A 12195-nucleotide genomic window follows, 5' to 3' on the forward strand; every position below is an offset into this window, starting at 1 on the left:
ATAAAGGGATTTTTATGCTGTTTCTAGAATTTTTGCTAGAAGGAGTTGAAGTTATGAAAAGGTTAGTAATTATGACAGTGGGTAAAACCCATTCTGGAAAAACTACATTTGCAAGGGTTTTAGAAAAACAGTTAAATAACTCTTTTGTTATGGACCAAGATAACAACGCTGAATTTATTAATATTTACTATAAGAACTTACAACCAAAACAAGGTCCTAATACTCTTAAGCATTCTCTTTCAAAACTAATTGTCAATTATGCCAAAGAAAACACTGATTTTCACTTTATTATTTGCAACTCAAATCGAAGTCGAAAAGGACGATTGTATTTGCTTGAAGAGTTGTTTACTTCTGATGAGTTTGTCCGAATCTTGGTTAATTTTGATATTCCTGATGATGTTCTTCAAGAACGAGTTAGACAAAGTCAAAGAAGTAGGAATATATTTAGGGGTGCGTATTCAAATTTTGAGGAAGTGCTTGTTAGACAACAGGCTGAATCTTTAAAAGAAGATGTAGTTGACCCAATCGAAGGTGAAGCGGACCATTTATTTGTAATTAAAAATAATGAGGAAGTTAATGATGTTATTCAAAAAATAGTTCAAATTGCTGAAAGTGTACACTTTCATAAAGGAAGTTTGTGAAGAAATGTACTTAAACTATAGGGTGCTTGTGCGGCCGAGCATAGGTCGTATCATATAGCGGGTGGGATTCCCGTCGAGTAAGAACTAGCCATTCGCTCGTAGCGAGTCTTGGAGGGCTAAAGGTAACTTTAGTCTTTAAGCGTAGACAGTTAGGTGGCGGGCCGAAAGCCAAATGGTTGAAGGGATTGAGCTCCATAATGTTAGTAATTCGAGAGGGCTGATGCCTTAAGCACAGCAGAAAGCTACAATTTATCTTTCGTTAAAGGCAAGAAAGATAAAACCACTCTGGAGTCAGAGACCTTGGCACGTTATACATTGATATGATATGGCAACTCGGGAGACCCTACCGGTCTTTTCTTTTTTTTAGAAGAGTATGGTGTACAAGCGATAACAAGCAAGGAAACCAAATGCCGATGTAGGGAGTCGGATAGCAGCGTAGTACCAATGAAGTTGGGTAATGCCGACGGAGGAAAGGCTAGCTACCAGTTATCACCCTTACTAGGGACACATTTACTACACACAGAGGTAGGGATAATAAATGGAAACAAAACTATTAAGGATAGCAGAATTAGCAAAATCAAATCCTAAAATGAAATTTACATCTCTTGCACATTTATTAAATGAGCAATCACTATTTCAATGTCACCAGGAGCTACCTAACAAGAAGGCAACTGGGGTTAAGGGTACAACTAAAGAGCAATACAGTGAAAATCTAAAAGAAAACATAAAGAATTTAGTAAATAGTCTTAAAAGCAAAAGTTATCGTCCTGTTCCAGTAAGGAGAATGTATATTCTAAAGCTTAATTCAAACAAGAAAAGACCATTGGGGATCCCGGAACATGAAGATAAGATTGTTCAAAGAGGCATTACGAAAATACTAAACACCATCTATGAAAATGATTTTCTGGACTGTTCATTTGGATTCCGTCCAAATCGTAACTGCCACGATGCCTTGAAAATACTTAACCACTATATTGAAAAGAGAACAGTAAATTATGTAGTAGATGTAGATATTAAAGGATTCTTTGACAACGTTGACCACACATGGATGATGGATTTCTTAAAACTGCGAATCGCTGACCCTAGCCTACTAAGAATCATTGGTAGATTCCTTAAAGGTGGATACATGGAAGAAGGTAAGAAATATAAAACAGACAAAGGCACACCGCAAGGTGGAGTAATATCTCCGATATTAGCCAATGTATACCTCCATTATGTCCTTGACCTATGGTTTGAGAAAAGGGTTAGGAAACAGTGCAAGGGACAAGCATACATAGTGAGATATGCAGACGATTTTGTTTGTTGTTTTCAATATAAATGTGAAGCCGAGCAATTCTTCCATTCATTAAAGTTGAGATTAAAGAAATTTAATCTAGAAATAGCTGAGGATAAAACCAAAATCATACCCTTTGGGCGGTTTGCGGTGCAAAATGCAAATCAACAGGGAAGAAGTAAACCGGCAACTTTTGATTTCCTTGGATTTACACACTATTGCGGTAGGAGTAAACAAGGGAAATTTCGAGTAAAACGGAGAACAAGCAGGAAGAAAGTCCAAGCTAAAATAAAAGAAACTAAAGAATGGTTGAAAATTAACAGAAATAAAGACATTCATATGATTATGGATAGATTTAAACGCTCACTATTAGGTTATTACAACTACTATTGCATCACAGATAATACCCAAAGTGTAAACAAATTCAGAGACAAAATCGGGTACTTACTGTTTAAATGGCTCAATAGAAGAAGTCAAAGGAAATCATTTACTTGGGATAAATTCAGACTCTTTCTTAATAAATATCCATTATCTTACGCAAGAGTTAAGGTTAATATATACGACTTAAGAAAAGAAATTAGCTATATTTTGTAAATGATGACTAGGAGGAGCCGTGTGCGTTAATAGCGCAAGCACGGTTCTGTGAGGGGGGAGGAGTACAATCTACCGCAAGGTAGAAAGGCCCCCTTCTACTCGACTTGCTCAAGAATAATCGCTGCTGCGGCTTTTTTCTTGTTGTGCTAATGGTCAGGTGGTTGAAGTAGAGAAATGACTAGGGAGGTATAGAATACCACCAATATTAAAACTTAATATATTTTTACTAAAAAAATGAATGAGGGGGTACTATCAAGCGTTTTCTTGACAGTGTCCCCTCATTCAACTACTCTCCGACCTGTGCGTGAGGATCTTAAAAAAACTTAATATTAGTTGGTTTTAGAATGATTTCGTAAGAACTTTTCCATTGTGGATAAGAGATCAGATAGATCACTTTCAACATCTACTGCAGCTGTTTTTTGCGAAGTTACCTTTGTTCTATTTATGGTCCTATTTTTTTTATTTTCTCTGTCATCGTTTGTTTTTACAACTTTTTGAAGTGATTGTTGTTTTTCGGATTCAGCCATTTTTGATTGGTTACTTGATTGGCTTCCAGCTAGGTTACTATCCTGGCTTCGACCTTTGTTACTTCAATCGCTTTTAGCTAGGTTACTATCTTGGCTTCGACCTTTGTTTCTTGAATGGCTTCTAGCTAGGTTACTATCTTGGCTTCGACCTGTGTTACTTGAATCGCTTCTAGCTAGGTTACTATCTTGGCTTCGACCTTTGTTACTTGAATTGCTTCCAGCTAGGTTACTATCCTGGCTTCGACCTGTGTTACTTGAATCGCTTTCAGCTAGGTTACTATCTTGGCTTCGACCTTTGTTTCTTGATTGGCTTCCAGCTGGGTTACTATCTTGGCTTCGACCTTTATTTCTTGTTTGGCTTCCAGCTTTGTTACTAGATTGGTTATCAGATTTTTCTTTTTCAGCCTTTTCAATTTTTACCCCATAACTGATATTTTTAATGTGGAACATGGAAAGTTGAACGATTTCCTGATTACTGATCAAAAAAACGAAATCTTTATTTACCTCAGTGATTACACCCTCTAACTTCTCAGGGCCGCCACGATTAATTTTTACCCATTTTGATTTCAATGACTCAAGCAGGTCTTGGAAATTAGCCGCCTTTTTAAATTCGAAATCGATAGGAACTTCAATGTTGAATTTCATCTCACCCTTCAAATTATCAGTTAAACTTTTAATATGTTTAGCGTTGTAATAAACGACCCCATCATCTTCCGTGAGAAGGGCGATATAATCGTCACTTGCATCCATTAACTTCCCAATTCTGGATTCTGGTCCATTACGATTAACCCTGATTACTTTACCTATAAAATATTTCATTATGTCTCTACTCAAAAAATTCTCTCCTTTTAAATTAAATATATTGATTTACACCATATCTATATGTGTCACGGGATGATGTTGTCCTAATAAAATAGCCTGTTTATTTATAACTTAAAAGAAAAATAGGTATTTTAAATGATATGATCCAAAACAAAAATAGCTCTAATTATCCTTGTAGTAGCCCACCACGCGGGTCATGCATCTGGTCCTGGGGGATCGTGGTACTTTCCTGGAGGGGAATCCATATGTAAAGATTGTGAAAAAATGTACTTAAAGTAACGGGTAGCGATTGTTCAATACGAGCAGTCGCTTTTCTTGTTCAGCTAAAGTTGCAGGTTAGTTTAAGAAGGATTTGGTATAATGTTAAAAGAGGAGGGGATTAAATGGATAAAGAAATACGAGAAAAGTATGAAAAGGAACTTTCACCTTTTAATGGAATGGTAATTAGTTGCTCTACTAAAAATGATGAATTAATCCCCTTAAACACACTAAGAGAGCTTACAAAATCGATTATAGAATTTTTAAAGGAATACAACATTTTAGATGAAGTATATAAATGCTTTGATTGGCAACAACACGATGGATTTTTAACTGTGAAAGAAATTGTTCCGATTAGCTATTTGTCCTATTTAGTCAAAGATGACAATACGTTTTACTCAGAACGAAGTGAAGATAGTTGGGTAAACATAGGTTTATATGATAATCAATCAAGATGGTATTTAAGAATATATATTATTGATGAAGATGATTTAGATGAAGGCGAAGAAAAAAGTGGAAGGTTAGATATTACAATAACCCAGGAATACACTGAATTACTGAAAGATAAAATAATTAAATTGTTTAATCTGAAAGTTAATATGAACAAACCGAAAAAGTATTTTGAACAAATATTTGTTTAATTAATGGTGGAGTTGAATCCAAAAAGGATAACTCCCCTTTTTTCAAAGAAAGATTGTGAAATATTACACTTAAAGTAACGGGGTGCTTTACTTTAAGATAGAGCTGCCATTATCGGTGGCTTTTTCGTATTGCTTTTAGCCCACATAAGAATCTAGATAGTTGAAGAAGGTTTAGGGACCAAATATGTAGAATATACTCTAATAAAAAGATGCCAAAAGAGGTATGACGAAAAAAAGGTTGTGAGTTTTTTTGTGTAATATTAATGAAGATGTCTTAACCAACGTCTTTTTTGATGACGGCAGTTTGAGGGATATTTATATAGAACAAACCAACCTAAATGACTGGATTTCCATTTGGGAATTGGTAAAGGGTTTAAGTATCTCGATTGATGGGGAAACAGAAACAATTAATGGTATTCCTGAAGATGTATCCGAAGTTTTTAAAGCAAGGAAAGAGGTATCAATATACCTATCTATTGGTTACAAAGGTGTTGATTTCAATTGTCATTTCTTTTGTATAGAAGAAATAGAGTTTGATGTATGCCCTCGAGGAATAAATAATTTAATGGAAGCAAAAGCAGTTTTTGAATTTATGGAAAAATTATCAAATCTACTTTGTAAAAACGTTTCAATCTCAATTGAAAATGACCACGATGCACCTTTAGTGACTATAAACCCAAAAGGTGAATATTTAATATATTATAGTTGAGATGTTGTTCAACTAACAAGTTCAAGAGTTAGAGATGGAGATTGCTGCGGCGATCTTTTTGCTGATGGTACTAACGGGCGAGGTTACTTCGATAAGAAATTGTCTCAAAATCTCACAATACCCTATAATAAAAATAAAAAATACAGGGGTGTAACCAATTGTTTTCTTGGAGAATAACAAAATATAACCCGAAAAACAGAGATGAAAAAGGTAATTATCTGGATGACAAGGAATGGACTTGTTTTTCAGAGGTAGGAACTACAGTAACCAAAGAAGATTATTTGAAAACAGAATCAAATTACATAAACGCTATCACTACTTTTATGGAAGAATTGGGTATTAAAAAACTTTATTTAAATGAATTAGAGGTATGGTCTGAGGAGGTTGAAAATCAAAACGCTACTTCCTTTTTGTCAAAAATGTGGGTGGGAAAACCCATAAATACACAAGAAATTAAAGAGTTAGCTAAATTAACATTACGGAATGTTATTTGGTGTAAATTAAGTTACAAAAACCATTTTTTTGTCCACTTCGGATACGATTATTATATGTTTATTGGGGCGATTAAGGATATTCCTTACGCACGTCAAAAGGTCGAAAAGTCTGGGTTATATGTTGAAGCTTTCAATTCTCCTTATTTAAGGTAGTTCCACAGTTTTACTGAGATTTATAAGCTAGATTTTCAACTAACTGGGTGCAAGAGTTCAAAATCGGAGCTGTCATTGTGGCAGCTTTTCTTATTGTGCTAACGGGCAGTTTAGCTCAAGAAGGATTTACTGATGTATTTGAAGAATATCAGTCATTATTGAGATATTTGGGGTGAATCCTATGAGTTCTGATAAATACTTTAACGAAAGAAACTACACTGGTTATCATTACCACGAGGAATGCTGGGAACCAATATATAAATGCTATATTGAAACAATTGTTGAAGAAAGAATAGATGGTAGTTGGGATGTGTTCTTAGACGAACCAATAGATGATTATGAAAATAGTTTCTTTATAAAAGAAAATCATTACCAAGACACTCCGACAGGCTTATTCCTTTTCAATGCAAAAGACCGAGATGATGTTACTGATAAGTTTAGGCATTGGGTTGCCGATGTACTTGGTAACCTGAGAAACAACAAAAAACCATAATTCTTATTCATCTAAAAGGGCAACTCGATATTGTGTTAACGAAGCAGGTTTGTTTAACAAGGATATGATAAGCTATTAAAGGTTAGCGTTTAAATCAGAATAAGGTGTGGTTTTAATTGGACATCGAGATGAAAATAAAAGATATAGTTCAACAAGTGGATGGATTGCCAAAAAGCGACCAAGTTATTGTATTAGAATTTTTAGAACACCGTGAGTGGGGAGTTGCATTGGAACACCTTTGTGCAGCCGTATTTGAAGAGAAAATCAACCTAAAAGAGTCAGTCCTTCAACAGATTAAGGACGTATCAACTCAAATGGGGATTTGGAAAGAGATTAGGGAACAATTGATTGATTTATTTCATTAAGACTTCTTCAACTATAGAGGCAGGTTAGTTTAATAAGAAGTATCAAAACGGGGATACTATTTCCAAAATTAGTTGAATTGGGGTATCAAAAAGATGAAACTTCTTTTTCGTTTATTACTCATTATAATCCTTTTAGTTAGTAGTCCAATGTTAAGTATGGCTAAAGGGATAAAGTATAACCACAACAGCGAAACCATTTCAGAAATAAAGAAAAAAGTTGATTTTACCATTTTGACTCCAAAAAAGATTCCTGACGATTGGACATTAGATACTAAAACTTCCCCTTGGATAATGCTGCATTATATGGATAGTAAGGATACAAAGCTGATGGTCTCTATTGATTTGAGAAGTGGATTCCCATTATCCGATGAAGACTTTCCTCATTCTCAGCAAGTTAATATTAATGGAAACAAAGGTTATTTTCAGGAATGGATTGATAGTGGTAATGTTGATAAAAATGGAGAAACGATAGCTAGGGGCTTACTTAATTGGGTGCAAGATGGGACTTATGTAAAAATGTATAGTTCCAGGTTACCGAAAGAAAGAATGTTAGAAATCGCAAGGTCAATGAAATAATGGTTTACAACTAATGGGTGCCATACTTCAATAAGAAGTTTGGCACTTCTTATTGAAGTAAAGAGGCAATTTAGTTTAAGAAGGATTACTATAGATCTTTGCAGAATATAAATTTAAAAATGTTAGTGTGGAGGGAAAAACATGGACTATACATCTGTAATACATGAGCTCCTGTCTGTAATCCCTGAAGTTATACCTTCCTTTCAAGAACTTCATGAAGAGATGCAGGAATTACCGTACATTGTATTTGGGGACACTTTGAATCCAATATTACGGGACTTAGTTGAAACGGAAACAAATCCTGATTTAATTAAGCGGATTTTTGACCTTTTAGAGATAATGGCTATGTCAACAGACATTCGTGTTCAAGAATTAGCTGCCTTTGGAGTAATAGAGGGGCTAAGTGACGAACAGATAAGAAAATCATATAAGTTTATGGGACCTAACACAAAAGAACTGGCAAAAGAAGTTCTAGAATTTTGGGAAAAAATTCGAGCTGAAAGGCAAAGCTCCGCTATTATCGACCCACCTCACACCAAATTAGCCAAAAAGACCAGAAAACAACGTAGAGATAATCGTAAAAAGAAATAGTTTGTGAAAATTTACACTTAAACGGGTGCTTTACTTTAAGATCAGGATGCTGCGATAGCCTTTTTTTTATTGTGCTAAGGTAGCAGAATAGTTAAATAAGTTTTTTAAAAAAGCTACTGACATTTCAGTAGCTTTTTTAGTATTTAGAAAAATAACGAACCAATCCAAAAGATAACCCCTACCCAAATTAATATTATTATTGTTCCTGCTACCCAATTTTTCTTTTTACCTCTATATGATGTGTGACATTGTAATGAATCATTTAATTTTAGGATTTCATAATTGTTTTCTTGACTTTAGATAAAATAATATCAGTGTCTCATTAACTTAATAAATTTACATGATTTTCAACTATAACTCTTCTCGTCTGTTAACAGTATTCAAGATCACTTCTTAAAACCTTATAACTCTAATCAGAAAAAATAAATGAGTAAGTACAACTTCCTTACAATAGATAGCAAATTAGGCGCTCTTCCTTTAAACCTCGGACTTCATATGAAGGTGGCACTAATATTGCTAATAAATCCATTCCTATTAGATTAAGAAGGAGTAGCCTACCAGGGAGAAGTTGATTTGCATTAAAAAAGTAATTTAAAGTGGTGAAAGAAATGGAGGTCCAATTGAGAATGGGCGCAGGAAAAATATTGATTGTTGAAGATGAAAAGAAAATTGCACGGCTGATTCAATTAGAACTTGAACATGAAGGATATGAAACAGGCACTGCCGTCACTGGTTCAGAAGGTTATTCATTATTTCAAAATGGAAATTGGGATCTACTGTTATTAGATGTGATGCTACCTGAATTAAGCGGACTTGAAGTGTTAAGGAGAATCCGTTCTGTCAATAACGAGATACCTGTTATTTTATTAACTGCCCGTGATGCCTTGCCAGATAAAGTAAGCGGGTTAGACTTAGGTGCCAATGACTATATTACAAAACCATTTGAAATCGAAGAATTGCTTGCCCGAATTCGAGTCTGGATGCGGCACTCATTTTCCCAAGAAGAAACAGCTTATTCTCTTAGCATTGGCGATTTATCCTTAAATGAAAAAACACGGGAAGTAAAGCGAGCTGGCCAATCCATTGAACTAACACCAAAAGAATACGATTTACTTCTATACTTATTACAAAACCAAAATCAAGTCCTAACATTCGACCAACTTTTATCAAATGTATGGGGGTTTGATTATTACGGTGATACCAATATTGTCTATGTATACATTCGTTATTTACGTAAAAAGATTGACACTCCATTTTCAAGACCTTATATTCACACAGTTCGTGGTGTTGGATATAAGTTAAAGGAATAAGAAATGAAGATACAAACAAAAATTATTCTGACATCCACCCTTTGGCTGTTTATTCTGTTAGTCGTAACCAATAGCTCCATTTACTTTATTTTCAATAAAACAATGACGGATAACGCAATCAAACGACTTGATACAGAAATCAGCAATGTATTAGAGGGAATAAAACAAGCCAATCGTTCCACCGTTAATTATAATAGTTTATTAAGGTCTTATTTACCGCCAAATGGAATGATCCGGATCCTACCTCCTAATGGCAATCCCATTCTAATAGTGGTAAAAGGCAACACCAATCTACAACATCTTCCGTATTCATATGAAGCAGGTGAGCAAATAAATGTGGAGAGGATCGATTATCATTTATACGCAGTGGGACACATACCGATTATTTGGACAAATAATGAAATTGTTTCACTAGAAGTAACAGAACCCTTAACAGATGTAGAACATTCACTAAGAATCTTAAAAATAATTTTAGTAGTTGCGTCTCTCGTCATTTTAATTCCAACCGTTATTGGTGGTCGGATACTAAGTCAAGTCATCCTTCGTCCCATCAAAACACTGATTCAGACAATGGAAGAGATTCAAAACTCAAAGACATTTAAAAAAATAGGAAGAGACCAATCATCTAATGATGAGTTGGACCAAATGGCCAACACGTTTAATAACATGATGGATTTATTGGAGGAAAATTATAAAAAGCAGGAACAATTCGTTTCAGATGCCTCGCATGAATTAAAGACTCCCCTTACCGTTGTAATAAGCTATGCTAATATGTTAAAACGGTGGGGAATGAAGCGCCTTGATATTTTGGAAGAAGCCATTGAAGCCATTTATTCCGAGTCAATCCGGATGAAGGAGCTAACGGAACAGATGCTTTTACTAGCGAAGGGTGATACACAGTGGGAATTAAAAATAGAGCAAGTAAACATCGCTGCTATTTGCAGTGAAACATCGAAATATCTACAGCAAGCGTTCCAGCGTGAGATTTCGATTCATGTAAACACAGATTACCCATTGATTATGGCTGATGAAAAGAAAATCAAACAATTACTTTATATACTTATTGACAATGCCATAAAATACAGTGAAAAATCAATTGACATATCCATTTCCAGGAGCAGAAATTTTTTATTCATTGCTATTACAGATTATGGAATTGGCATTCCAAAAGAAGAATTAGAACGTGTATACGAGCGATTTTTTCGAGTAGATAAAGCTAGAAACCGTGAATCAGGCGGTTCAGGGTTAGGATTACCAATCGCTAAGAAAATCATCGCTGCCCATCATGGTGAAATTAAGATTGAAAGTGAGGAAGGAAAAGGGACAACAGTTACGCTAAAATTGCCAATAAACTTCTCAGGCAATTCTAAGATTCCTTTAATCGATTATTAAAGAACCCATGATACACTGTTTTAGAATAATTTATGAGGTGAGGTGATTGAATGAAAAAAATAGCCGTAATCGTTTTACTAATTCTCATCCTGGGTGCCATTATTTGGTATGGTGGAACAAAAATGTTTAATCGTGCTCATTCCACCCATTCAGAAGACAGGGTTAGTCAAATGATTATAGAAAAATATGGAGGTACAATTAAGAATATAAGCCTGGATCGGGAAAACTATAAACTTACTCTAGTAAAAGATCAGATACTATATGACATTATTGTAAATCGACGAACAGGGAAAGTGGATTCTTTTGTCAAACAATCATCCCCTGTAACGCACGATAGTCGCCAATCAGAAAGCAAGGAACCGCAAAAGGGTAATCAACCTACTACTTCGGCTGATACCCCCATCACAATCGCAAAAGCAGAAGAATTAGCGTTAGAAAAAGTTAGCGGTACGATCACTTCAATCAAATTGGATGAGGAAGATGATCAACTCGTATACGAGGTTGACATAGATCAATCGAAAACTAAAAAAGCAGAAGTGATTATTAATGCCTACTCCGGAAAAATTGAATCTATTACATTTGAAACAGATGAAGATGACTAAACGTGCAGCTTAAATGCTGCACGTTTTCTTTTTTATTAAAATTTTGATATGACTAAGACCAGTCTAATGCTGTTACTATATATTCTTTGTCTTTTCTAAGACAATTTTAAACTTCTCCTTCAAGTTCTTTAATATTGGTTAGTTATGATGTAATTACAAATCAACAGGAGGTTATCAAGAATGAATTTACTCTCGATTCTATTATCCGGTAGTTTAATCACAGGTGTTTTAGGGGCAAGTACTTTGGGGATGTTCAATCATCAGCCAACTGCGGGACAAATAATTGAAACATCAAATACAATTAGTCAAATAAAAGCAAAAGAAATTGCCATAGTCCAAACCAAAGGAGGAGTCATCACAAAAAGCAAGATCGTGGAAGAAAACGGCATGAAAAAATATGAAATAACCATCATCAAGCAAAATGGAACATTTGATGTAGAAATAAACGCTACAACAGGGGAGATCCTGGATTTCAAACAAGAAATAAAAGATAAGACTAGAGATGTTCCTAAAGATGTTTCAACAGCCATTTCATAAGAAACGCCAAGAATATAGCCTAAGTTGAAATAAAAGGTATAATTACGGAAGCAAAATTGGGATCACGAGGACAAGCAGCTTGTCTACGTAGTGGAAATATTGACAGCTGATCAACATGAAGTGGAAGTTACAGTAAATGCAGCCAATGGAAAGTTTTTAAGTGTCGAAGGTGACGATTATGGGAAAGCAGGAATCGAATATAGATAGGAAGCTAACA

Annotated in this window: 14 protein-coding genes and 1 pseudogene; 14 read left to right on the plus strand and 1 reads right to left on the minus strand. The window is 34.9% G+C overall.

The annotated features are described in order from the left end of the window. The first annotated feature begins 53 nt into the window (after positions 1–53). Positions 54–641, plus strand: coding sequence for an ATP-binding protein (locus AC2TFD_RS13480; RefSeq protein ID WP_484675958.1), 588 nt, complete (start codon positions 54–56; stop codon positions 639–641). A gap of 538 nt (positions 642–1179) precedes the next feature. Next, positions 1180–2508 (plus strand): group II intron reverse transcriptase/maturase, encoded by a 1329-nt coding sequence (ltrA, locus tag AC2TFD_RS13485; protein WP_484675959.1) that lies wholly within the window; start codon positions 1180–1182, stop codon positions 2506–2508. 590 nt (positions 2509–3098) lie between these two features. Here ltrA and AC2TFD_RS13490 read toward each other — a convergent pair. Then, positions 3099–3869, minus strand: coding sequence for a hypothetical protein (locus tag AC2TFD_RS13490; RefSeq protein ID WP_484675960.1), 771 nt, complete (start codon positions 3867–3869; stop codon positions 3099–3101). Positions 3870–4240: 371 nt separating this feature from the next. On the opposite strand from AC2TFD_RS13490, the gene AC2TFD_RS13495 reads away from it, so the two are divergent. The 12 genes and pseudogenes from AC2TFD_RS13495 to AC2TFD_RS13550 all read left to right on the plus strand — a co-directional run. Next, positions 4241–4756 carry a hypothetical protein gene (locus AC2TFD_RS13495; RefSeq protein ID WP_484675961.1) on the plus strand — a complete coding sequence of 172 codons (516 nt, stop codon included), beginning with the start codon at positions 4241–4243 and terminating at the stop codon, positions 4754–4756. Between the two features lie 250 nt (positions 4757–5006). Next, the gene (locus AC2TFD_RS13500) at positions 5007–5465 is read left to right on the plus strand and encodes a hypothetical protein (protein ID WP_484675962.1); all 459 of its coding nucleotides are present in this window, start codon (positions 5007–5009) and stop codon (positions 5463–5465) included. A 158-nt stretch (positions 5466–5623) separates the two neighbouring features. Beyond that, positions 5624–6112, plus strand: a complete 489-nt coding sequence (locus tag AC2TFD_RS13505; protein ID WP_484675963.1) for a hypothetical protein — start codon at positions 5624–5626, stop codon at positions 6110–6112. Positions 6113–6293: 181 nt separating this feature from the next. After that, positions 6294–6605 (plus strand): hypothetical protein, encoded by a 312-nt coding sequence (locus tag AC2TFD_RS13510; RefSeq protein ID WP_484675964.1) that lies wholly within the window; start codon positions 6294–6296, stop codon positions 6603–6605. 116 nt (positions 6606–6721) lie between these two features. After that, complete coding sequence (locus AC2TFD_RS13515; protein ID WP_484675965.1) at positions 6722–6970, plus strand: MafI family immunity protein; 249 nt, start codon at positions 6722–6724, stop codon at positions 6968–6970. Between the two features lie 93 nt (positions 6971–7063). After that, positions 7064–7546: a DUF4367 domain-containing protein gene (locus AC2TFD_RS13520; RefSeq protein WP_484675966.1), complete on the plus strand. Its 483-nt coding sequence runs from the start codon at positions 7064–7066 to the stop codon at positions 7544–7546. A gap of 141 nt (positions 7547–7687) precedes the next feature. Then, a complete protein-coding gene (locus AC2TFD_RS13525; protein ID WP_484675967.1) occupies positions 7688–8137 on the plus strand; it encodes a DUF7674 family protein in 450 nt (149 codons plus the stop codon). A 626-nt stretch (positions 8138–8763) separates the two neighbouring features. After that, positions 8764–9447: a response regulator transcription factor gene (locus AC2TFD_RS13530; protein ID WP_484675968.1), complete on the plus strand. Its 684-nt coding sequence runs from the start codon at positions 8764–8766 to the stop codon at positions 9445–9447. A gap of 3 nt (positions 9448–9450) precedes the next feature. Continuing rightward, complete coding sequence (locus AC2TFD_RS13535; RefSeq protein ID WP_484675969.1) at positions 9451–10839, plus strand: sensor histidine kinase; 1389 nt, start codon at positions 9451–9453, stop codon at positions 10837–10839. Positions 10840–10889: 50 nt separating this feature from the next. Further along, a complete protein-coding gene (locus AC2TFD_RS13540; RefSeq protein WP_484675970.1) occupies positions 10890–11441 on the plus strand; it encodes a PepSY domain-containing protein in 552 nt (183 codons plus the stop codon). 180 nt (positions 11442–11621) lie between these two features. Next, on the plus strand, positions 11622–11978 hold the full coding sequence (locus AC2TFD_RS13545) for a PepSY domain-containing protein (RefSeq protein ID WP_484675971.1): 357 nt from the start codon (positions 11622–11624) through the stop codon (positions 11976–11978). 72 nt (positions 11979–12050) lie between these two features. Further along, a pseudogene (locus AC2TFD_RS13550) lies at positions 12051–12185 on the plus strand (PepSY domain-containing protein); the annotation flags it as partial. Positions 12186–12195: the final 10 nt, after the last annotated feature.

Source organism: Neobacillus sp. plas4 (genome assembly GCF_057221695.1).